Here is a 21,918-nt window from a genome sequence, read left to right on the forward strand (position 1 = left end):
CCGCCGAAGGAGCGCTCGCCGCCGATGCCGCGCCAGCCGCCGAAGGAGCGCTCGCCGCCGATGCCGCGCCAGCCGCCGAAGGAGCGCTCGCCGCCGATGCCGCGCCAGCCGCCGAAGGAGCGCTCGCCGCCGGTACCGCGCCAGCCGCCGAAGGAGCGCTCGCCGCCGATGCCGCGCCAGCCGCCGAAGGAGCGGTCGTCGCCGTCAGGGCAGCCGCTGACGGCGGATCAGCCACCAGCCCGTCAGCAACCGACCACGGCACGACAGCTGCCGAAGGCAAGCTGCTCGTCGTATCCGGGACAACCTCCACCGGCGAGGCAGCCAACGAACACGGGGCAGTCACCGAGGCCGGAACGGCACTTGCCGGGCCCGGCACAGCCCCTGCCCGCGGACCAACGTCCGTCGCCGACGCGGCACTTGCCGCCCCGTCGCCATGAAGCAGCGCCGGTGCGTGGAAGGCCCCGATGACCGCGGCCACCCGGCGGCCGTCCGCCCCGGCGGCGTGGATGCGGGCGCGCATCCACGACTCGCGGTGGAGGTCGAGCGGGTCGACGGTGTGGGCGTCCTGCCGCAGCGCCCAGCCGACGAGCAACGCGGCGCGGCGGATTTCCTCCGGGGTGCAGCCGGGGGCGGGGGCCTCGACCAGGCGGTCCCACAGGTCTTCGTCGGGGCGGCCGGTCAGTCGGCGGCGCAGTGCCTCGGCGAGGCCGACCGCGCCGCCGGAACCCGCGGCAGCACCGCCGGCGGCGCGGTGGGCGAGCGGCAGGTCGCAGGCGAGGGCGGGCACGCCGTGGCGGGCGGCCCAGCGGAGGGCGGCCAGTTCCGGGGAGAAGTCCGCGAACGGGTAGAACGCCGGTCCGGCACCCTCGTCGGCGGTTGCGGCGGCGAGGGCCACCGGCGCCTCGGTGTGCTCGTCGGCGAGGAGGCCGAGCCACGGCTGGAACTCCTCGGGCAGTTCGACGAGCAGCACGTCCGGCCGCGCCGCGTCGAGCAGGGCGGGCAGCGCGGCCGCGATCGACGGGGCGTGGTGGCGCACGCCGATCAGGTACGGCCCGGGGCCGTCCACGCCCGAACCGGCAAGCCGGGCAAGGGCCTCGGCCGGGGACGCCCCGGGCACGGTGTCGGTGGCCGACGGCCCGGGGCGCTCGTCGCCGGAATGGGCGAGCCCGGCCGGGGCAGCCTCGGACACGGCGTCGGCAGCAGCGCCCACGGCGGACGTCCCAGGGCAGTCTTCGCCGGCCCGCGCGATCCCCGCCGGGGAGGCATTGGCATCGGTGGTCACTGCCGTCAGGCCCCCAGTGCCGGGCGCAGGTCCCACAGGGTGCGCCAGGTCGCGGAGCCCTGTTCGGCGCGGCGGCGGACCGGGCCGTCCCAGTAGCCGAGGAGCCGGGCGGTGTCGGCGGGGTCGTCCTTGCGGACGACGCCGACGAGTTGGCCGGGGAGGCGGGTGAGGGTGTCGGCGCCGTCGAGGTAGGCGGCGGTGACGCCGAGTGCGGTGGCGACGGAGACGGCTTCGGCGGTGCTCATGACGGTGGAGGGGCGTTCGACGTCCCAGCCTTCGACGGAGCGGCCGGTGCGCAGGTCGCGGAAGGCGGTGACCAGGGCTTCGAGGACGGCGTCGTCGACCGCGTAGGGTGCGCCGGCGCGAGCGACGGCGGCGGTGGACTGGCGCCGGACGAGGTCGATCTCGGCGTCGAGGTCGCCGATCGGGCCGACGGTCTCGAAGTTGAAGCGTCGTTTCAGGGCGGCGGACATCTCGGAGACGCCCTTGTCGCGCAGGTTGGCGGTGGCGATCAGGGTGAACCCGGGGGCGGCGTGCAGCTGGGCGTCCGCGCTGCCCGCGAGTTCGGGGACGGCTATCCGGCGTTCGGAGAGCAACGAGACCAGGGCGTCCTGGACTTCGGGCAGGCAGCGGGTGACTTCTTCGACGCGGGCGACCGCGCCGGTGGTCATGGCGGTGAGGACGGGCGAGGGCACCAGGGCTTCCCGGCTGGGGCCCTTCGCGAGCAGCAGGGCGTAGTTCCAGCCGTACTTGAGCTGGTCCTCGGTGGTGCCGGCGGTGCCCTGGACGGTGAGTGCGCTGGTGCCGCAGACGGCGGCGGCGAGCAGCTCGGAGAGCATCGACTTGGCGGTGCCGGGTTCGCCGACCAGCAGCAGGCCGCGTTCGCCGGCCAGGGTGACGACGCAGCGTTCGACCAGGGCGCGGTCGCCGACGAACTTCGCTTCGACCGTCATGCTGCGACGGCCGTGCTTGAGCTTCTCACCGCCACTGCCGAGCACGAAGGTGACGACGGCGCGCGGGGTGAGCCGCCAGCCGGGCGGGCGGGGGCCGGTGTCGTACGCGGCGAGGAACGCGAGTTCGGCGGCGTACTTGTCCTCGGGCAGGACGACCTGCCGGTCGGGCTCAGTGCTCATGACGAAATCCCCAGTGGTCTTCATCGACGGCCTCGCCGGCGGGTGTTGGTGGTGAGCTGTTCGTAGCCGGGCCGGTCGCCGTCGGCGATCCGCTGCCAGGCGCGGGCGAACAGGTCGGGTGCGGGGAGGTGCGGCAGGATCGCCCGGTCGGACGGGATGGCGTACAGGCCGGCCTTCCAGACCTCGACGGGCAGGGCGGGCGACTTGGCCTCCTGCCAGCCGCCGGGCAGGAACAGGCCCCGGCCGGCCCGGGACCGCTTGGCCTCCAACACCAGGTCGGTGGCGGCGAGTTCGGCCCGGGCGCGCTTGAGCCGGGCGGGCTTCCAGCCGGTCCAGCGGGCCGTGTTGCGGTCGGTGGGGTCGGGGAGGGCGAGCAGTTGCAGGTAGAGGGCGGCGGCGTCCTCGCCGAGCCCGAACTCCTCGGAGACCTGGGCGACCAGCGCGGGCGCGCTGCGCTGCGGGTCCTGCGGGTAGCCGGCCGGTTCGTCGGCGGCGGAGCCGTGCGCGGTCAGCCGGGCCAGGTCGTCGCCGAGCAGCGCCCGCAGGGCGGCCAGCCCGTCCTGGTGGCGCTGGGTGCCGAGCAGGTCGGCGAGCAGGCCGAGCAGCGGGTCGTCCGGGCCGGTGAGCGCGGCCGGCCGCAGGTGTGCGGTTTCGCCGTAGTGGCTGGGGGCCAGCACGATCGCCTCGCCGCAGGCCACCGGTTCCTCGCCGGCCTGGCCGTTCTGCTCCGGCAGGCCGAAGTGGCCGCGCAGCACGGCCGGGAGCCGCGTGTCGCGGACGGTGGAGTACCGGCCGAGGTCGAGCAGCAGGCCCGGGTCGGCGAGGCGGGCGCGGATCGCGGCCAGCGATCGGGGCAGTGCCGGGCGCAGGTCGGAGCCGTACGGCAGGCGGTGGGCCAGCCAGCGGAGTGCGTCGACCGCCCTGGCGAGGGTCCAGGCGTCCGGGAGCGCCTCGGGGTCGTCGGGGAGCAGGTCGACGCCGTGCTCGGTCGGGCGGACGCGCTGGGTGGTGGTGCGGGCGAGCCAACCGGTGGTCTCCGGGTTGAGGACCTGCTCGATCGCGGAGATGGTCGTCCCGTTGACGCTGGTCTGGTCCTCCTCGGGGAGTGTCCGCAGGCGTCCGCGGCGCTCGATCCAGCGGGCTGCGGCGGCATCCGTCGCCAGGCCGTTGGACCAGAGCTGCGCGGGGTCGGCGGGGAGCAGGGCGGCCATGACGGCGTCCAGGTCGGTGCGGTCGAGGGCGCGCAGCCACTCGGCGGCAACGTTGGCCTGAGTGGCCTTCAGCTCGTACTGGGCGAGCTGTTCGGCGGTGGGGAAGTCGCTCCACCGGCAGTACAGCCCGTCGGGCATGGCGAGCAGCAGAGTGGCCCGGGTCAGGCCGATGCCGGTGGCCGCGTCGAACGCGTCGGCCTGCTCCGGCTTCGCGGCGATCGGGCCGTGCTGGGCGAGCTGCGCAGTGAAGCGGGCGATCCAGTCGGCCGTCAGGTCGTCGCGGACCCGCCGTTCCTCGGTGATGGTGAAGTCGGCGACGGGCCCGAACTCCCCGGACGGGTCGTGCTCGATCGCGTCCCAGTGCAGGACGTCCCAGCTACTCCGGCTCTCCAGCACGACCACGGTGCGGTCGCCGTGGCGCAGCACCTGGCCCTCCCGGGCCGGGCGGCTCCCGGACCCCGGCTTCGTGGTGTCGTTCTTCTCGCTGAGCGTCACCTGACGGAGTGTCGGGCCGCCGTCGGCGAGTGGGCCACGGGTCAGCTCGGTCAGCAGCAGGGCCAGCGCGGACCGGGCGGGCTGCCCGGTGGCGGGGACGGCGGCGGCCAGGGCGATGGGGGCGGTGCGGCCGAGAAGGTCGGCCCAGCCGTGGTGGTCGCCCCGCAGGGAGAGGCGGTGCGGGTCGGCCGTCCAGGTGGCGGGCCGGTCCTGCGGCGGCGCGGCCAACAGGTCGGTGACGGTGCGCAGGTTGGCGAGCGCGTGCCACTTCTCGGGCTCGTGCCGCCAGCGGTTCCCGAAGCCGTCCGCGCCGCCGAAGACACCCTGGAGTGCCTCGCGCAGCGTCCCGTCGTCGCCGTGCTCCGGCCGGTACCCGACGGGTCCGGCGGGGGCGGCCGGGGTTTCGGTCTCGGGCTGCGGCAGCGGCGCGAACCGGGCGGCGCTGGTCGCGGTGTCGGTGGCGAGCCGGGCGAGTCCGGCGACGCCCGCGAGCAGCAGCGGGTCGGTGAGGCCCGGCAGCACCTGGGCGGCGGCCGCGACCGGGACGGCCTGGCGCGCCTTGCTGCCCGCGACCTGCCGGGCGGTGCCCTGGATCAGCAGCAGCTCGGGGCTGCTCGGCGGTTCGACGTCCTCGGCGTCCACCGGCCAGGCGGCGTCGAGGAGTTCGGCGGCCTGCCGGTCGGTGACGGCGCGCAGCAGCTGTGAGCCGGCCTCGTCGCGGGGGCGCAGCGCGTGCCAGTGGTCGAGCGGCGGCACCAGGGCGGTGCCGGCGGCGTGCAGTTGGCCGGGGTGGGAGACGGTGAGTTCGGCGACGTGGTCGGGGGTGCCGTCGGCGGGGCCGAGCAGGATGGTGCGCTGGTCGGCGGTCAGGGCGAGGGCTGCGCCGCCGGGCAGGGTGATCCGGCCGACCGGCCACCGGTGGGCCGACTCCACGGTGACCCGGTGGCCGTCGACGCCGGTGAACGTCGCCCGGTCGTTGCCGGTGCGCAGGCAGCCACCGAGCAGGGTGCCGTCGGTGCCGAGCGGGCTGAGTTCCAAACCGGGTTGGAGCGGGAACAGCCGGGAGTGCACGGGCCGGAGGGTGCCGGACGAGTCGCCGCCCTTGCTGAACAGCGGCGGCGCGGACGCCCGGCCGTGGCTGCCCGTCAGCGGGTCGTACTCGACCAGGGCGCCGCGGCGGTACGTCCAGTGGCCGACGCCGTCGCTGAACACGGGCCGTTCGACGGGCAGCACGGTGTCGCCGACGTGCAGAACCCGGCCGCCGGTGGCGCGGCCGCCGCCGGGCAGCGGCAGAGAGGCCTCACTCATGTTGTGCGGGCCGTAGTAGCCGACGTCGACCGGTTCGCCGGTCGGCACGAACACCTGGTCGGGCCGGCCGGACCAGTACGCGCGGACCTCGCCGTCCTCCCGCCAGGCGACCAGCAGTTCGCCGTCGACGAAACGCAGGCGGGGGCTGTGCCAGCGGGGCAGGTCGGCGGGGCAGCGCAGGTCGTGCTCCAGCAGGATGCCGTCCGGGCCGACCACGACGGCCCTGTTGCGGCGGGCCAGGATCAGGGCCGGCCAGGCGTCCTCGATCTGCAGGTCGCTGCGGTTGATCCGGCCGGGGACGTGGCCGCTGTCCTCGTCCTCGAAGAGGCGGCGCAGGCCCTCCTCCAGGGCGGGCCAGCCGAGTTCGTCGATGATGCCGGCCCGGAGGGTGTGTCCGAGCAGGGCGGCGACGTCGATTCCGGCGATCCGGGCGGCGGCGGCCGGGTTGGCGTCGATGAGGGCGGAGCGGACGGGGCCGAGGGCGGTCAGCTGGCTGGACGCACTGGCCAGGCCCGTCGCGGAGCGCAGTTCGTCGGCCCGCTCGTCGGCCCATTCGACGAACAGGGCGCGCAGCACCGGGTATTGGACGGCGATCGGGCCGAGCGTGCTGCCACCGTGCCTTCCCCAGACCTCCGGGACGGCGTTCTTCAGCGCGGCGCGGAAGCGCGGGTCCGCCGCGACGGCCGCCAGGTCGCGGCGTCCGGGGCCGCCGTCCTCCACCCAAGGGCCGAGGTAAATGGTCGGGGTGTCCGACGGATCGGCGACCGGCACCCCCTCCGCGAGCAGCACGTCCAGGACGTTCAGCGCCGTCGGGTGCTTGGGCAGGAGCTCCACCGGGACGGCCTCGGCGCGCAGCCGCTCGGCCATCCGGCCGGCCAGTTCGACGGTGGCGCCGCAGGCGGGGCGGGAGCGCCAGCCCCGGTCGAGGTGGGCGGTCCAGCGCTGGAGCCAGCGGGCGGCGGGCTCCGTGCCGACGGTCTTCGGATCCGTCAGCAGCTGCTCGGCACCCGACTCCTGGAGCAGCGTCAGCCAGTCCGCGTCGGTGGCGGCGTCGTTCTTGGAGCCCGCGGGGGTCGGCAGGATCGCCAGCAACCGGGCCCGGACCGCGTCGTCCCGGCGGGCCAGTTCGATCAGCGCGCCGCGCCAGGACTTCCACACCGCGGCGGGGGCCCGGCCGACGGCGGGCGAGGTCAGCAGCTCGCCGAGCAGCAGCTGTTCCTGTTCCTGCCGGTCGAGCCCGGCGGCCCGGATCAGCTGCCGGGCGTCCTCGGCGATGCCCGCGTACGGGGCCATGCCCGCGGCGGAGCGTTCCGCGCACAGCTGGCGGAAGCGCTGCCAGGCGGTGGGCGCGTCGAGTCGTCCGGCGAGTTCCTTCACGTACTGGCGCAGCGCCTTGACGGTCAGAGCGCCGCCGAGTGCGAACTCCAGGAAGACGGCGCGCAGCCGTTCCTCGTCGATGGGCAGGCTGTGGGTGCGTTCGGCTTCGCGGGCCTTGCCGAAGTAGGTGGCGGCGTAGTTCTGGTTGCCCTGTTCGAGGAAGATCCGGCCGACCTGTTCGCAGTAGGTGGGCAGGAAGTGCGGGACGGCGCGGCCGAGGCGGACGGCGAGTTCGTCGAAGCCGTCCTTGGCGTTGCCGGGCTTGGACTTGACGAAGCGGGCGAGGCGTTCCATCTCCTTGACCACGGCCAGCGCGTGGTGCCCGTTGGCCGGGTCGTGGACCAGCGCCCAGGCGGGGAAGCCGAGCGCCTCCTGCCGGACCTGGCCCACCTCGACGGGTTCGCCGTCCGGTATCAGGCCGAGGAACTCGACGGCGAGGTCCTCGGCCGGGCCGAGTGCGGCGGGCACCAGGCGGACGACGGTGCGGCCGTCCAGCCCGGGGTGCCGGTAGCTGCGGGCGGTCAGCGTGTCGACGGTGCTGTCGACGCCGTCGGCCGCGGCGATCCGGCCGAGCGTCAGAACGGCGCCGGCGTCGAGCAGGTCTTCGTGGTACTGCGCGTCGGTGCGGGTGCTGTCCGTCATGCCGACTCCTCCCCTTCGATGGTGCGGCCGGCGTGCAGCGCGGCGGCCATGCGCATGCCTTCGGACCAGGCCACCGGGCCCACTTCGGCGAACGGCACCGGCCGCCCGTCGGCGTCGACCCAGCTGAGCGAGCCGGTCTCGCACTCGTCGTACTCGTAGTAGTCGCCGACCCAGACGCGGGCCTCCAGCGTGCGGCCGTCCTCGACCAGCGGCACGATCGCGTACCCGCCGCGGACGCGGTGGCCCAATCGGGCGCAGCGGCCGACCAGTTCGCGCAGCTCCTTGTAGCGGCCGCCGGCGTAGGTGTCGACCTGGGTGTCCTTGGGGTCGAGGTCGGCGGGGCGCTGCCAGACCTCGCGGTGCAGCTGCTGGAGCTGCTGGGCGACGTCCAGCTCGACGGCGAACTCCCGCAGCTCGTCCAGGTCTTCGAGCAGCACGGGGTGCGGGATCCGGATCTCGGCGTCGGTCAGGCGGACGGTGTCGCCGTCCAGGTCGACCACGCCGATGCCGCGCGCCGGGTCGGCGTCGCGCAGGAACCCGGCCACCGAGCCGTCGGCGCCCGTCACCACCAGGTCGCGCAGCACCGACCGCCAGGTCTCGTCGGCCCACATCGCGCCGAGCACGGCGGCCGGGACGGGCAGCGAACGGACCATCCACCGCTCGACTGTCGCCAGGCACTGCCGCTCGTGCGCGTCGAGCCACTCCGCGAGCCGGCGCAGCTGCACGACGGCCGGGTCGTCCTTGAGCTTCGCCGGCACCGTCTTCAACCGGCGGCCGGCCGCGTTCCGGCACGCGACCTTTCCGTCCGCCTCCAGAGTGACCTCGTAGTCACCCGCTGTCAGCCATGCCACGTCAGAGCCCTCCCGGCCGCCGTTCCTGAGCTGGGAAGAACGTATCCGGCCACACCGACAGATGATCGTCCGCCCCTGCGACGCCCGGCCGGAAACGACATCAGGCCCCGATCTCCCGCCGCACTCGGGGAAGTCGGGGCCTGCCTGGTGTCGACGCGTCAGCGGGCGGCGATCACGGGACGCACGTAGGTGCCGGGGTGGGTGGCGCCGCTCTGGTCCTGCGGGCTGGCGCCGCTCCACTCGACGGTCAGCTGGTGGGTGTCGTCCGGCGGCGTCAGGACGATCTTCTGCACCTTGAACTCAGCCCCGCCGTCGCCCGCGAACGGCAGGTAGTTGATGGTGACGTACGCCTTGCCGCCGGGCTGCAGGGTGACCTGCTCGGGCTGGACGCCCTGGAAGCGAGTCAGGTTCCAGGTGCCCTTGCTGCCGACCAGGTCCACCCCCGGGTAACCCTTCATCGTGCAGACCGACTTCGACTGGTTGGTCAGCTCGATCTCCTCCGCACCCGGCCCGTCCGGCGTCTGCGCACCGGTCCCGAACGCGATCGCGGCCTTCAGGTCCGCCGCCGTGCACTTGCGGCTGCCGCCCCCACCACCGCCGCCCTCGGGGCTTGCCTTGGCACTCGCCGGGGAACTCTCCGGCGCACCCGCCGGGGCGGACGCCGGGACGGACGCCTGACCGCTCGGCACGGTGGTGGCCGGGGCGGAGGGCTTGGCCGCGGCAGTGTTGGCGGCGTCGCTTCCGCAAGCGGTCAGGGTAAGCCCCAACGCGGCCACCAGGCCGACGGCAGCAGACAGTTGACGGGTACGCATGTTGGTTCTCGCTCGTGTTTCTGCGGCCCCGAGAACGGGACCGGTGCGGTTCTTGCGACCGAGTGCGCTCGGCCCGCACCATGATCAACCACACCGATAAACATCCGATAGACAAGCCCCGCCATCCGGCGACGGCCCCTGCCGCGAGTACCTGCGGCGGCGCCGCAGCGGCATCCGACACACGATCCCGGAGAAGGCCGACAGCCAGGCCGCCCACCTGCGCAAAGGATCACGAGGCGGACGGCCACCGGGCTTCGATCGGGAGCGACACAGAAGCGCACCAGCAAACAGGCTGAACACCTCTCGCGCCGTCGCGACCCACTACAACAAGCACGGTTACGCCTTCCTCGGCGCCGTCACCGCGGCTGCCCCAGCCATCCGGCTCCGCACCTGACCACGTGCCACAACCTCAGCACACCAAGGCACCTGGGGCCAGCACCAAGCCCGCTACCGAGAGGAAGTCCTCAAGGTTGATGTCACCGCTGTCGCTGCCGTCGTCCCATTCGACGAGAAGCCCCGAGCGGCCGTCGTTCCAAGACTCCGGACCGTCATCGAAGTCAGGGCCGGGGTGCCACTCGACGCTGCCCTCACCATGCCGGTATCGGAAATACAGGTACTGGCCGTCCGCCGTCCAGGCATCCCACTGCGACGGGCAGGCCAGACACGTCCGCACGACCCGAATCAGCTTTCGGCCCTCATCCGTTTCCATCCAGCGATGGTCACGCAAGGGCAGACCTCTGGCAATCGGCTTCTGACGACGGCCCCAGCCGGCGGAAGCAGCCGGAGCACGCCATCAATGATCGACCGGACAGCTCCCAGCCGGGTCTGCGGGGCCGGACGTCGATCGACCGGGCGCCCTGCCTGCCCCGAACACGGATTACGGCTGCAGCGCGGCCCGGCGAAGCGAGTTGGAGCAGGCTGATGACTTCCACGTCGCAGCCACCACCCGCCACGACACCGCCGTCATCTGCCCGCTGCACGACCTGGTTACCGGTGGTCCGCCCCCGCAGAATGGAAGCGCGGCCCCTGCGGTGAGGGCGCCCACGGCCCGCGCGTCAACGACCGGGCGCGACCGGCGCGCGGAGCGTACAGGCGAGGAGTGAAGCCGGGCCCACCTTGCCGCCCCGCTTCGTAGCTACCCCTTGCACGCCGCATTCCGCCCTGCTGCGGCGGCCGGTCCGACGATATGTTCGTGTCCGGCCAACCTTTACTGGCAACAGCGCCGATCGCGGCAATCACATTGCCTCTCGATCGAGCCGGCACCTGCAACGACCTAGCTCGTTCTTGCCGCCGCACCCGTCCTCCTGCCACGCCGCCACCTGGGCACGACCTCTTTCCGGACGATCACCAAGACGCGAACGAACAAAGGAGATTCCCGTGTTCAACCACCTCAAGAAGGCCGCCGTCCTGGCCGGCGCTGTCGCCGCCTTCACGTTCCCGACCGGCCTGACCCCCGCCATGGCCGCGGGCTCCCCCACCATGACGGCCTGCGAGAAGAACTGGTACGTCAACGGCAGCGAGGGGTACGCCAACGGCTGCTTCCAGAACAACTACACGTACGTTTCCGGCACGGTGTACGACACGGCGGCGGACGGCCGTTGCCCCTTCGTGCGGGCCGTTTTCTGGGACGGAAATGTCCGGGACAGCAGGTGGGCGACCGGCAAGGGAACACACGCCACCGTCTCCATCTCCTCGCCCACCGGCTCTCACGTTCGCCGCGTGGAGTGGCACTACATCAAGTGCTGATCCCGGCAAGCCCGGCCCCGGGCCCGGCAGCAACACGCCGGCCCGGGGCCGCGCACCAGGACGAACGTTGCCGTCGCGCTGCCTCTCCCTTCCCCGCGACTCGTCAGATCGGCTGCCAGGAAGTCAGCGCAGCTGTCATGCGTGGAGAACCCGCCGCGCCATGTCCCGGATGGTGTCGGCCAAGGCGTCAGGGGCCGTCAGGTGGGCGATGTGTCCGTGGCCGGTGAGCGTCGTGATCCGCGCGTTCGGCAGGACTGCCGCCAGGTCGGCCAGGCGTTCGCGCAGGTGGGAGGGGCTGAGGTCGCCTTCGATCAAGGTCGTCGGGGTTTCGAGCGTCGCGAAGCGATCGATACCGACACCGAGCGCGTCGATCGCCTCGCTGTCGGCGATCTGTGCCGTCGCGTACGCGGTGCACGCCGCTCGCACATGCGGGTCGGCGAACATGGCGTCCACCACGTTCGCGGGCATGCGAACGATGTCCCGCAGGTGGATCCGCATCGCCTCGGCCGGATCGCCGCTGTCGAGCGCGGCACGGGCCCGTGCTCCGGCCGGACCGGCGATCAACTCCTTGGTGGGCAGGGGTGGTTCGTAGAGCCACAGTCCGGCGAACGCCAACGGGTCCAGCAGTGCGGCTTCCAGCGCGGCGACGGCGCCCGAGGAGTGTCCGACGAGGAGCACCGGGGACTCCAGGAGCTTTGCGACAGCGACAATGTCGGCTGCCTCGACGGTCGTCGAGTGAGGTAGCGCAATATCTGCTTCGGGTACGTAGATCCGTCGGCGGATCCTGACGACGCGGAAGTCGTCGGTGAGGTGGCGGGTGACGCCGTCCCAGGACGTCGCATCTGCGCCGCCGGGGTGGACCACCAGCAGGTTCGGCCCGGATCCGGTGTCGAGAGCGGTGATGGGGTGGCCGTCGTCGGACGATGCGAGAAGCTCAGTCATGTGCACAAGCCTGTACCTGTGCACCGGCATCCCGCCGACAAATGCCGACATCACGCCGACCGGCTGCCGACAGTCCTCAGCAGCCCCTCCCCGAAGCGCTGCGCTTCAGCATCCTCCCCCAGCCGAAGCGCAGCGCTTGAACTTCAACGCTGCCCGACCAGCCCCGCCTCATACGCCGTGATCACCAGCTGAACCCGGTCCCGCGCGTCGAGCTTCGTCAGCAGCCGCGAGATGTACGTCTTCGCGGTCGCCGCAGTGAGGTGCAGCTCCGCGGCGATCTCCGCATTGGAACGCCCGAGCCCGACCAACGTGAGGATCTCGCGTTCCCGGGTGGTCAGGGACTCGAAGGTGACCGGAGCCGCCGGGGCCACCGGAGGTGTCTGCCGGGCGAAGTGGGCGATCAGCCGGCGGGTGACGGTCGGGGCGATCAGCGCGTTCCCGGCGGCGACCACCCGTATCGCGGCCAGAATGTCGTCCAACTCCATGTCCTTGACGAGGAATCCGGACGCCCCGGCCTGCAGCGCGCCGTAGACGTGCTCGTCCTGGTCGAAGGTGGTCAGCACGAGCACCTGGGGGGCGTCCGCGCCGGCGCCGGTGATGATCCGGGTGGCTTCGATGCCGTCCATGCCGGGCATGCGGATGTCCATCACCACGATGTCGGGCCGCAGTTCGGCGGCGAGCCGAACCGCGTCGGCGCCGTTTCCGGCCTCGCCGACGACCGCAAGGTCGGGCGCATCCGTAATGATCATGTCGAGGGAGGCGCGGACCAGCGGCTGGTCGTCGACGAGCAGGACGCGGATCATCGGGCGGGCTCCAAGGAGACGAGAAGGTCACTGGGTACGGGGACCGGCAGCCTCGCGACCACCCGGAAGCCGCCATCGGGTTGCGGACCAGCACTGAACTCGCCGTGCAGCAGCGTGGCCCGCTCCATCATGCCGACCAGTCCGTACCCGCGGCGTCCGCTGCCGGACGTCCGAGCAGGGCCGGGCCCGGGGTTGATCACGCTGACGGCCACCTCGGCCGCGCGGAACTCGATGGAAACCGAACAGGCCCGCGCCTTCGCATGCCGCACCACGTTGGTGACGGCCTCCTGCACGATCCGGTACGCGGACAGTTCGATCTCGGGCGGCAGCGGGCGACGCGCGCCACTCCAGTGCAGGTCCACCCGGACGCCGGCCGCGGTGGTGGTCGCGGCCAGCCGCGCCAGATCGTCCAACACCGGTGCGGGGGCGGACAGTTCATCAGCGTCAGCAGGTTCCGCGTCGCGCAGCGCGCCGAGTAGGCGGCGCAGCCCGGCCAGCGTCTCGCGGCCGGCGGTCTCGACCTCGCCGAGTGCGGCGCGGGCCCGGGCGGGCTGGGTGTCGAAGACCCGGCGGGCGGCGCCGGCCTGCATCGCGACGATGCCGATGTTGTGCGCCACCATGTCGTGCAACTCGCGGGCGATGCGCAGCCGTTCGGAGGTGATGGCCTGTTCGGTGGCCTGTGCGCGCAGCGTCTCGGCGTGGGTGTGGCTCTGGTGGACGGCGTGTCCGATCAGCCAGGCGATCGCTGTGGCGAGCGCGCCGGTGAGCGTGGTGCTGCCGTAGTCGTCCATGCTGAACAGCGCGCGCAGGCCGGAGTAGCCGAGCAGGGTGCCGAGCGCGAGCGCCCCAGCGATGACGGAGGTGCGCGTGGGCTGGGTGGCCGCGAGGTAGCAGATGGCCACGTCCACGACGAGGTACTGGAGCAGCGGGATGTCGGCGACGGCCATCGCCATCACCGACGCGATGGTGCCGAACAGCAGCAGGCACAGCGCGGTCAGCGGGCGGCGCCGGCGGCGTCCGGCGGCGAGCACGGCCAGGGCGGCGATCACTTCGTCGATCTGGTTGCCGATGCTCAGGGTGAGGACGGAGATGCCGTCCCGGGTGTGTGCCTGCTCGAAGACGGTGTACGCGGTGACGGCGAACCAGAGCAGCACCATCCAAGTCCCGGGTGCCACGCGGGAGAGGAACTTCGTCGGCACCCGGGTGAGATTCATGCCCCGAGCGTAGCGATCACCGTTCGGGCGCCGCAGTCCCCCACGGATGACATCCCGAAGTTGATCGTCCGTCAGCGCGTTTGTCCCCCGTCGCCGAATGTGCGCGAACATCGCTGTCCGGCATCGTTGTCCCCGTGATCGAAGTTACCCGCCTCACCAAGCGCTACGGCCGCGTCACTGCCGTCAACGACCTTTCCTTCACGGTCCGTTCGGGCCACGTCACCGGGTTTCTGGGCCCGAACGGTGCCGGCAAGAGCACCACTCTGCGCATGATTCTCGGGCTGCACGCGCCGACCTCCGGTTCGGCGACCGTGGCCGGCCGCGACTGCCGCGGTCTGCGGCGGGCGTTGCGGCACGTGGGCGCGCTGCTCGACGCCGGGGACGTGCACGGCGGCCGAACTGCCCGCGACCAGCTGCGTTTTCTGGCCCGTAGCAACGCGATCCCGGCCGGCCGGGTGGACGAGGTGCTGCGCGAGGTCGGGCTGTCGGCGGCCGCGGACCGGCGGATCGGCGGCTTCTCGCTGGGCATGCGGCAGCGGCTGGGCATCGCGGGGGCGCTGCTGGGCGACCCGCCGGTGCTGATCTTCGACGAGCCGCTGAACGGGCTGGACCCGGAGGGCGTGCTGTTCGTCCGGAACCTGTTCCGGCGGCTGGCCGCCGAGGGCCGCACGGTGTTCGTCAGCAGCCACCTGATGACGGAGATGGAGCACACCGCGGACCGGCTGATCGTGGTCGGACGCGGCGAGTTGCTCGCCGACGAGACGGTGGCGGACTTCGCGGCCCGCGGTTCGCAGCGGACCGTGCAGGTCCGTACGACCGACCCGGCCGCGCTGGTGACGGCGCTGACCGCCGACGGCGCGCAGGTGTCGCAGGCACCGGACGGGCTACTGACGGTGACCGGCCCGGACGCGCTCTCGATCGCCCGGACCGCCCTCGACCACCGCCTGCTGATCCACGAACTGGTGCCCCGCACCGGCTCGTTGGAGCAGGCCTTCATGGAACTGACCGGCAGCAGCGTCGAGTACGCGGCAGGAGCACGAGCATGAGCACCTTTCACCCGACCATCGACCGGGCCGCACCGCCCGCCCGGTTCACCGACCTGCTGGCCGCCGAGTGGATCAAGCTGCGCTCGCTGCGGTCGATCCCCTGGTTCCTGCTGTTCGCCACGCTGACCATCGTCGCGATGAACGCCAACGGCGCACGCACCTCCCGCGCCGAGTTCGACTCCTGGCCGGCCCCGCAGCAGGCGTACTACGCCGAATTCGGCGCCCTGCACGACGCGTTCACCCGGCCGTGCGCGTCGCTGGTGCTGCTGATGATGGGTGCGCTGGGCGCGATCGCGATCCTCAGCGAGCAGACCACCGGCCTGCTGCGCACCACCTTCGCCGCCGTCCCCGCCCGCAGGGAGGTGCTGGCCGCCAAGCTGCTGGTGGTCGCCGCGACGGCCACCGGGTTCGGCCTGCTGGTGGCGTCCGTCTCGTTCTGGCTGGACGAGGCGATCCTGGCCGGCAAGTACGGCGGCGTGTCGATCGGCGACCCGGGCGCGCTGCGGCTGCTGCTCGCCTCCGCGCTGCTGGCGCCGGTGGGCGCGCTGGTCGGTCTGGCGCTGGGCGCGGTGATCCGGCACAGCGTCACGGCGATGGTCGCGCTGTTCGCGCTGCTGTTCATGGTCCCGATGTTCGTCCGCGACAACACCCACTTCGGCGCGGTGGTCGCACACATGCAGCCGTTCAACGCCTGGGACCGGCTGGGCCTGGTCGGGGAGATGACCGGCCAGCGCTACCCGTCCTCGATCGGCGGGGCGTGGGCGGTCTACCCGATCTGGGCTGCGATCGCCGTCCTGCTCGCGCTGTTCACCGTCCCGCGCCGCGACCAGTGAACCTCCCCTCCTCTCCCTATGGAGCTGTCATGCCATTCCCCCGTACCGGCCTGACCCGCCGCCGCCTCCTGGGCACCGGCATGGGCCTGGGCACCGCCCTGGCCCTCGGCGCCGCCGCCCCGCTCGCCGCCGCCCGGCCCGCCCGCGCAGAGGGCGCCGCACCGCGGCTCACCCTGCCCGCCCCCTCCGGCCCGTTCCCGGTCGGCACGACGCCGCTGCACCTGATCGACACCTCCCGCCCGAACCCGATGCCGGGTATGAACCCGCACCGCGAGCTGATGGCGAGCATCTGGTACCCGGCCCGCCCCACCGACGGCCTGCCGCTCGCCCCGTGGCTGCCCGACGCCACGATGCGGGCGTTCCTGGTAGGCGTCGGCTTCCCGCTCGACCCGGCGCTCGTCCCGCTCACCGCCGGGCGGGTCGGCGCTCCCGTGCACCGCACCGGCCACCGCCTGCCCGTCATCGTCTACTCGCACGGCGCGCGCAGCCACCGCGCCGACCACACCGTGATGGTGCAGGAGCTCGCCAGCCACGGCTATGTGGTGGTGGCGGTCGACCATCTCGGTGACTGCTTCAGCGAGCTGCCCGACGGGCGGGTGCTCACCCCCGGGGACCTCCCGGGCGGGCTGTACGCGCTGGACTACGCCGCGGACGCGCGTTTCGTCCTGGACTGCGTCGAGCAGCTCGCCGCCGGTCACAACCCGGACGCCGAGCGCCGCCCGCTCCCGGACGGGCTGGGCGCGGCCCTCGACACCTCGCGGATCGGCATGTTCGGCTGGTCGAAGGGCGCCACGGCCACCGCCTGCACCATGCTGGCCGACCGCCGGGTGCGGGCCGGCCTGGGCCTGGACGGGCCGATGCAGCCCGGCCTCGGGCACCCCAGCATCACCGCCGACCTGGACCGCCCGTTCCTCCTGATGACCGCCGACTTCCCGCGCGCGACAAACCAGTACGTCGCCGAGTTCTGGTCCCACCTGCGCGGCTGGCGCCTGGAAGTCCGCGCGGCAGGCGCCATCCACCTGTCGTACGGCGACAACGTCACGCTGATCCCGCAGGCCGGCCGCCTGCTCGGCCTGCCCGACGAGCAGATCCAGCGCATGGTCGGCACCATCGACCGGGCCCGCGCCCTGCTGATCCAGCAGGCCTACCCGCTCGCCTTCTTCGACCTCCACCTGCGCCGCCGCGCCGCCCCGCTGCTCGACCGCCCCTCGCCCCGTTTCCCCGAGGTGGCGTACCTGCCCTGACCCCCCAGGATGAGCCGGCCCGTCCGGCACTACTGCGGACGCAGTACGCAACTGCCTGCACCGGGACGACGACGCAGGTGGGGGCGGTGACGAAGGATGGAACACGCTGCGGGCGGACCGCGCCGGAACCGGTGCGCGGGGCCGCCTGCGGCATGTTCCGCAACCGTGCACCGAACCCGAAGGAGGCCGCTCCCCCGTGGCCACGTTCCTGTACCGCCTGGGCCGATGGGCCTTCGACCGGCGCAAGCTGGTGACCCTGCTCTGGGTCGCCGTGCTGGCCGTCGGCGGAGTGCTCGCGGCCAAGGCGCCCGCCGCGCCCGCCGACGCCTTCTCGATACCCGGCACGGAGGCGCAGAAGGCCTTCGACCTGATGAACCAGCGCTTCCCCGGCGGCCACGCGGACGGTGCCCAGGCCCGGATCGTGTTCGTCGCCCCGGACGGTCAGAAGATCACCGCGGAGCCGAACCAGCAGGCCGTGCAGAAGACGGTCGGCGAGCTGGCGCACGCCCCCGAGGTCACCGGCGCGGTCGACCCGTTCCAGGCGCACACCGTCTCCCAGAACGGCACCACCGCGTACGCCACCGTCACCTACTCGGCCAAGGCCGGCGAGCTGTCCAAGGAGGCCACCGCCGCCCTGGAGCAGGCCGCGCAGCACGGCCGGGACGCGGGGCTGAAGGTCGAGATGGGCGGCACCGCGCTGGCCAGCCACGGCGAGGCGGGCGGCAGCAGCGAGGCGATCGGCATGGCGCTGTCCGCCGTCGTGCTGGTGATCACCTTCGGTTCACTGGTCGCGGCGGGGCTGCCGCTGCTGACGGCCGTGGTCGGCGTCGGCCTCGGCATGGCGCTGATCACCGCGCTGGGCAGCGCCCTGGGCCTGTCCGCCACCACGGGCACGCTGGCGATGATGCTGGGCCTGGCGGTCGGCATCGACTACGCACTGTTCATCATCTCCCGCTACCGCGCGGAGCTCGCCCAGGGCCGCGCCCCGCGCGAGGCGGCCGGGCGGGCCGTGGGTACGGCGGGTTCGGCCGTGGTGTTCGCCGGTCTGACCGTGGTGATCGCGCTGGCCGGCCTGTCCGTGGTCGGCATCCCGTTCCTGTCCAAGATGGGCGTGGCCGCCGCCGGAACGGTCGTCATCGCCGTGCTGGTGGCGCTGACCCTGGTGCCCGCGCTGCTCGGCTTCGTCGGCCGCAAGGTGCTGCCGCGCAAGGAGCGCAAGGCCGCCGGGGACACCACCCGCCGGGCGACCGGTGACAACGGCGGCGCCCGCTGGGCCCGGTTCGTGCTGCGCCGTCCGCTGCTGGTGCTGATCGGCGGCGTGATCGGCCTCGGCGTGATCGCCGCCCCGGCGCTGGACCTGCGTCTGGGCCTGCCCGGCGACGAGGCGAAGTCGACCTCGACCACCGAGCGCCGCGCCTACGACCTGCTGTCCCAGGGCTTCGGCCCCGGCTTCAACGGCCCGCTGACCGTCGTGGTGGACGCCAAGGGCGCACCCGACCCGAAGGCCGCTGCCGAGCAGGTCTCCAAGATGGTCTCCGGCCTGCCCGGCGTGGTCGCGGTCACCCCGCCGATCTTCAACCCGGCCGGTGACACCGCCCTGGTCAACGCGATCCCGGCGACCGGTCCGGCCGACGCGAAGACCAAGGATCTGGTGCAGGCGATCCGCGACGACGCGGCCGGCCTCAAGTCCGCCACCGGCGCGACCGCGCTGGTCACCGGCTCCACGGCGATGAACATCGACGTGTCGCAGAAGCTCTCCGACGCGCTGGTGCCGTACCTCGCCGTGGTGGTCGGCCTCGCGATCGTCCTGCTGCTGCTGGTGTTCCGCTCGGTGCTGGTCCCGCTGAAGGCCGCGCTCGGCTTCCTGCTCTCGGTGGCCGCCGCGCTCGGCGCCGTGGTCGCGATCTTCCAGTGGGGCTGGCTGGCCGATCTGATCGGCGTGGACCAGACCGGTCCGGTGATGAGCATGATGCCGATCTTCATGGTCGGCGTGGTGTTCGGCCTGGCCATGGACTACGAGGTGTTCCTGGTCACCCGGATCCGCGAGGCGTACGTGCACGGCGAGACCCCGTCCGAGGCGATCGTCACCGGTTTCCGGCACAACGCCCGGGTGGTCACCGCCGCCGCGCTGATCATGATCGCGGTGTTCTCCGGCTTCATCGGCATGAACGAACCGATGATCAAGATGATGGGCCTGGGTCTGGCCGCGGCCGTCGCCTTCGACGCCTTCGTGGTCCGGATGGCACTCGTCCCGGCTGTCCTGGCGCTGCTCGGCCGCCGCGCCTGGTGGCTGCCGAAGAAGCTCGACAAGGCGCTGCCGGACGTCGACGTCGAGGGCGCCAAGCTCCAGGCCGCCGACGCCGAGCCGGCCGCGGACCACACGCCCGCGACCGTCTGACCTGCGTCACCGCGCTCCGGGCCCGGACGGTTGTTCGGGCCCGGAACGTTACCGTTGACGTGCGGGGCCGCCCCCCGCCGGGCGGCCCCGCCACCGCACACCCACCGCTTCGAGAACCAGGGCCCCGTGATGACCGACCTGTGGCAGCGCCTGCGCCGCGACCACCCCCGCCTGCTGGACGCGGCGGGCGGCGTCGCCCTGGTGGCGATCGTGACCCAGGGCGTCAGCGCGGACCAGAGCGGCGGGCACTACACGATGCCCGGCCTGCTCACCCTGGTGCTCGCCGCAGTCTCCACCGTCGCCGTCTTCTTCCACCGCCGCTACCCGCAGGCGGTGGTCGCCGTCACCCTGGTGTGCACGGTGACGCTCGCCGCGACGGGCATGCGGCTCACCGTCGCGCTGGGCTGGCCGCTGCTGGCGGCGCTCTACTTCCTGGCCGTCCGTACCGACCGCACCACCGCGTTCCGCGCCTCGGTCCTCTCGGCCGTGCTGCTCACCGCGACGGCACTGGCCTTCGGCCCGCACGGCCCGATCGGCGAACGGCTGGGCGTCCTCGCCTGGGCGCTGCTGCCGGGCGCGCTCGGCGACTCGGTCCGCAACCGCCGCGCCCACCTCGCCGCGATCGAGCGCCGCGCCGAACGCGCCGAGCGCACCCGCGAGGAGGAGGCCCGCCGCCGGGTCGCCGACGAGCGGATCCGGATCGCCCGCGACCTGCACGACGTCGTCGCCCACCACATCGCACTCGCCAACGCCCAGGCCGGCATCGCCGTCCACCTGATGGACCGGCACCCCGACCGGGCCCGCGAGGTGCTCAGCCACCTCACCGACGCCACCGGCGCGGCCCTCCAGGAACTGCGCGCCACCGTCGGCCTGCTGCGCCGCGCCGAGGAGCCCGCCCCGCTCGAACCCACCCCCGGCCTCGACCGCCTGCCGGACCTGATCAACGCCTTCGAACAGGCCGGGCTGCCGGTCCGGCTCACCGTCACCGGCGAGCTGCGCCCGCTCTCCCCCGGCGTCGACCTGACGGCCTTCCGGATCGTCCAGGAGTCGCTGACCAACGTCGCCAAGCACGCCCGCGGCGCCGACGCCGAAGTCACCCTCGCCTACAGCGGCAGCCGGCTCGCGCTGTCCGTCGCCAACGGCCGGGCCATCGGACGGCCGGCGCTTCGCCAGGACGGCCCCGGTGGCTTCGGCCTGATCGGCATGCGCGAGCGGGCCGTCGCCGTGGGCGGCCGGCTCAGCGCGGACCACCGGCCCGACGGCGGCTTCCTGGTCACCGCCGAACTCCCGCTGCGCACCGGCAGCCGGGACACGCCTGCTTTCACCGACCCCGCCTCCGCCGAGCCCGACGACAAGGACTCCCTCCGATGACCATCCGTGTCCTGCTCGCCGACGACCAGGCCCTGCTGCGCGGCGCCTTCCGGATGCTGATCGACGCCGAGGACGACATGGAGGTGGTCGGCGAGGCCTCCAACGGCCGCGAGGCGGTCGAGATCACCCGCGCCACCCGACCCGACCTGGTCCTGATGGACATCCGGATGCCCGGCGGCGACGGCCTCGCCGCGACCGCCGAGATCTGCGGCAGCGAGGAGCTGTCCGGCACCCGGGTGCTGATCCTGACCACCTTCGAGATCGACGAGTACATCGCCCAGGCCTTGCGCGCGGGCGCCGACGGCTTCCTCGGCAAGGGCGCGGCGCCCGCCGAACTCCTCGGCGCGATCCGCACGGTGGCGGCCGGCGACGCCCTGCTCTCGCCCGCCGCCACCCGCGCGATGATCGACCGCTTCCGCGCTCAGCCGGGCCCGGCCGCCGAGCCCGCGGCCGACCGGCTGGCCGTGCTCACCGCCCGCGAGCGCGAGGTGATGGCGCTGGCCGCGACCGGCCTGAGCAATGAGGAGATCGCCGAGCGGATCTTCGTCAGCCCGCTCACCGTCCGCACCCACGTGCACCGCGCGATGTCCAAGCTGGACGCCCGCGACCGCGCCCAGCTCGTCGCACTCGCCTACCAGTGCGGCCTGGTCCCGCCCGGCCGCCCGTCATAACCGGTGCTCAGTGGCCGCTGCTGGAGGTGAGGGCGTCCTGCCAGGCGGCCTTCGCGCCGGAGTCGCCGATCCGGTAGACGTCGACGACCGCGCCGACGGCCACCACGACGCACAGCACGGTGGCGCCGATCCGCAGCGCGCCGGAGAAGCTGCGGGTGCTGGCCGCGCGGGTGAACCACCAGACCAGCACCGCCAGCAGGAACAGCCCGCCCACCCACGGCAGCATGCCGTCACCGAGCTCGGCGTGCTTGCGCACCAGGTCGTTGCGCTCGACGTTGTGCTCCAGCCACTCCCCCGCGTTGGTGGTCAGCGGAACGCTCGCCGCCGTGACGAACGCCAGCACCGGCAGCAGCAGACCGCACCGCCGCGCGACGGCCGGGCTGAGCGCGCACACGATCAGGGCGAGCGCCGTCAGCGGCACGAACACCACCACGATGTGAACCAGAAGTATGTGCACGGGCAGACCGTTGAGCGTGCTCACCGAGGAGACTCCTTCCGACCGGCAGGCCCGGCAGCCACCCGGCAGCGGGGGCCGCCGG

17 protein-coding genes are annotated in these 21,918 nt (G+C 73.2%); 7 read left to right on the top strand and 10 right to left on the bottom strand.

All coding sequences use genetic code 11. The annotated features are described in order from the left end of the window. The 6 genes from ACFYS8_RS29875 to ACFYS8_RS29900 form a co-directional block, all read right to left on the bottom strand. Positions 1-1,210: DUF5682 family protein (locus ACFYS8_RS29875; protein ID WP_387646818.1), on the bottom strand; the 1,210-nt coding region annotated here is incomplete at its 3' end. A 77-nt stretch (positions 1,211-1,287) separates the two neighbouring features. Continuing rightward, positions 1,288-2,415 (bottom strand): AAA family ATPase, encoded by a 1,128-nt coding sequence (locus ACFYS8_RS29880; protein ID WP_387646821.1) that lies wholly within the window; start codon positions 2,413-2,415, stop codon positions 1,288-1,290. Positions 2,416-2,435: 20 nt separating this feature from the next. Next, positions 2,436-7,448 carry a hypothetical protein gene (locus tag ACFYS8_RS29885; RefSeq protein ID WP_387646823.1) on the bottom strand — a complete coding sequence of 1,671 codons (5,013 nt, stop codon included), beginning with the start codon at positions 7,446-7,448 and terminating at the stop codon, positions 2,436-2,438. After that, positions 7,445-8,299: a DUF4132 domain-containing protein gene (locus tag ACFYS8_RS29890; RefSeq protein WP_387646825.1), complete on the bottom strand. Its 855-nt coding sequence runs from the start codon at positions 8,297-8,299 to the stop codon at positions 7,445-7,447. Before ACFYS8_RS29890 ends, ACFYS8_RS29885 begins: the two co-directional genes overlap by 4 nt. A 158-nt stretch (positions 8,300-8,457) precedes the next feature. After that, positions 8,458-9,111 (bottom strand): DUF4232 domain-containing protein, encoded by a 654-nt coding sequence (locus ACFYS8_RS29895; RefSeq protein WP_387646826.1) that lies wholly within the window; start codon positions 9,109-9,111, stop codon positions 8,458-8,460. 409 nt (positions 9,112-9,520) lie between these two features. Further along, entirely contained in the window at positions 9,521-9,820 is a 300-nt protein-coding gene (locus ACFYS8_RS29900) for a hypothetical protein (RefSeq protein WP_387646828.1), read from the bottom strand. 668 nt (positions 9,821-10,488) lie between these two features. On the opposite strand from ACFYS8_RS29900, the gene ACFYS8_RS29905 reads away from it, so the two are divergent. After that, positions 10,489-10,857 carry a hypothetical protein gene (locus ACFYS8_RS29905; protein WP_387646830.1) on the top strand — a complete coding sequence of 123 codons (369 nt, stop codon included), beginning with the start codon at positions 10,489-10,491 and terminating at the stop codon, positions 10,855-10,857. A gap of 135 nt (positions 10,858-10,992) precedes the next feature. On the opposite strand, the gene ACFYS8_RS29910 is transcribed toward ACFYS8_RS29905, so the two are convergent. From ACFYS8_RS29910 to ACFYS8_RS29920, 3 genes are all read right to left on the bottom strand, one after another. After that, positions 10,993-11,850 (bottom strand): alpha/beta fold hydrolase, encoded by an 858-nt coding sequence (locus ACFYS8_RS29910; RefSeq protein WP_387646833.1) that lies wholly within the window; start codon positions 11,848-11,850, stop codon positions 10,993-10,995. Between the two features lie 92 nt (positions 11,851-11,942). Beyond that, entirely contained in the window at positions 11,943-12,602 is a 660-nt protein-coding gene (locus ACFYS8_RS29915) for a response regulator (RefSeq protein ID WP_387646836.1), read from the bottom strand. Next, on the bottom strand, positions 12,599-13,816 hold the full coding sequence (locus tag ACFYS8_RS29920; RefSeq protein WP_387646839.1) for a sensor histidine kinase: 1,218 nt from the start codon (positions 13,814-13,816) through the stop codon (positions 12,599-12,601). Before ACFYS8_RS29920 ends, ACFYS8_RS29915 begins: the two co-directional genes overlap by 4 nt. Positions 13,817-13,950: 134 nt before the next feature. Here ACFYS8_RS29920 and ACFYS8_RS29925 point away from each other — a divergent pair, with 134 nt between their 5' ends. From ACFYS8_RS29925 to ACFYS8_RS29950, 6 genes are all read left to right on the top strand, one after another. After that, the gene (locus tag ACFYS8_RS29925; RefSeq protein ID WP_387646841.1) at positions 13,951-14,862 is read left to right on the top strand and encodes an ABC transporter ATP-binding protein; all 912 of its coding nucleotides are present in this window, start codon (positions 13,951-13,953) and stop codon (positions 14,860-14,862) included. After that, positions 14,859-15,695 carry an ABC transporter permease gene (locus ACFYS8_RS29930; protein WP_387646843.1) on the top strand — a complete coding sequence of 279 codons (837 nt, stop codon included), beginning with the start codon at positions 14,859-14,861 and terminating at the stop codon, positions 15,693-15,695. Before ACFYS8_RS29925 ends, ACFYS8_RS29930 begins: the two co-directional genes overlap by 4 nt. 29 nt (positions 15,696-15,724) lie before the next feature. Beyond that, positions 15,725-16,939 (top strand): alpha/beta hydrolase family protein, encoded by a 1,215-nt coding sequence (locus ACFYS8_RS29935; RefSeq protein ID WP_387646845.1) that lies wholly within the window; start codon positions 15,725-15,727, stop codon positions 16,937-16,939. Positions 16,940-17,135: 196 nt separating this feature from the next. Continuing rightward, positions 17,136-19,337, top strand: a complete 2,202-nt coding sequence (locus ACFYS8_RS29940) for an MMPL family transporter (protein ID WP_387646848.1) — start codon at positions 17,136-17,138, stop codon at positions 19,335-19,337. Between the two features lie 129 nt (positions 19,338-19,466). Continuing rightward, positions 19,467-20,708: a sensor histidine kinase gene (locus ACFYS8_RS29945; protein ID WP_387646851.1), complete on the top strand. Its 1,242-nt coding sequence runs from the start codon at positions 19,467-19,469 to the stop codon at positions 20,706-20,708. After that, positions 20,705-21,379: a response regulator gene (locus tag ACFYS8_RS29950; protein WP_387646854.1), complete on the top strand. Its 675-nt coding sequence runs from the start codon at positions 20,705-20,707 to the stop codon at positions 21,377-21,379. Before ACFYS8_RS29945 ends, ACFYS8_RS29950 begins: the two co-directional genes overlap by 4 nt. Before the next feature lie 7 nt (positions 21,380-21,386). On the opposite strand, the gene ACFYS8_RS29955 is transcribed toward ACFYS8_RS29950, so the two are convergent. Beyond that, a complete protein-coding gene (locus ACFYS8_RS29955; RefSeq protein WP_387646856.1) occupies positions 21,387-21,860 on the bottom strand; it encodes a DUF2231 domain-containing protein in 474 nt (157 codons plus the stop codon). Positions 21,861-21,918: the final 58 nt, after the last annotated feature.

The organism is Kitasatospora sp. NPDC004615 (genome assembly GCF_042873545.1).
Taxonomy (GTDB): Bacteria; Actinomycetota; Actinomycetes; order Streptomycetales; family Streptomycetaceae; genus Kitasatospora.

What these genes read in the sequence shown, in the direction of transcription:
- ACFYS8_RS29880 (WP_387646821.1), bottom strand. Translation starts at nt 2,415, where the DNA reads ATGAGCACTGAGCCCGACCGGCAGGTCGTCCTGCCCGAGGACAAGTAC.
- ACFYS8_RS29885 (WP_387646823.1), bottom strand. Translation starts at nt 7,448, where the DNA reads ATGACGGACAGCACCCGCACCGACGCGCAGTACCACGAAGACCTGCTC.
- ACFYS8_RS29895 (WP_387646826.1), bottom strand. Translation starts at nt 9,111, where the DNA reads ATGCGTACCCGTCAACTGTCTGCTGCCGTCGGCCTGGTGGCCGCGTTG.
- ACFYS8_RS29900 (WP_387646828.1), bottom strand. Translation starts at nt 9,820, where the DNA reads ATGGAAACGGATGAGGGCCGAAAGCTGATTCGGGTCGTGCGGACGTGT.
- ACFYS8_RS29910 (WP_387646833.1), bottom strand. Translation starts at nt 11,850, where the DNA reads ATGTCGGCATTTGTCGGCGGGATGCCGGTGCACAGGTACAGGCTTGTG.
- ACFYS8_RS29915 (WP_387646836.1), bottom strand. Translation starts at nt 12,602, where the DNA reads ATGATCCGCGTCCTGCTCGTCGACGACCAGCCGCTGGTCCGCGCCTCC.
- ACFYS8_RS29920 (WP_387646839.1), bottom strand. Translation starts at nt 13,816, where the DNA reads ATGAATCTCACCCGGGTGCCGACGAAGTTCCTCTCCCGCGTGGCACCC.
- ACFYS8_RS29930 (WP_387646843.1), top strand. Translation starts at nt 14,859, where the DNA reads ATGAGCACCTTTCACCCGACCATCGACCGGGCCGCACCGCCCGCCCGG.
- ACFYS8_RS29935 (WP_387646845.1), top strand. Translation starts at nt 15,725, where the DNA reads ATGCCATTCCCCCGTACCGGCCTGACCCGCCGCCGCCTCCTGGGCACC.
- ACFYS8_RS29945 (WP_387646851.1), top strand. Translation starts at nt 19,467, where the DNA reads ATGACCGACCTGTGGCAGCGCCTGCGCCGCGACCACCCCCGCCTGCTG.
- ACFYS8_RS29950 (WP_387646854.1), top strand. Translation starts at nt 20,705, where the DNA reads ATGACCATCCGTGTCCTGCTCGCCGACGACCAGGCCCTGCTGCGCGGC.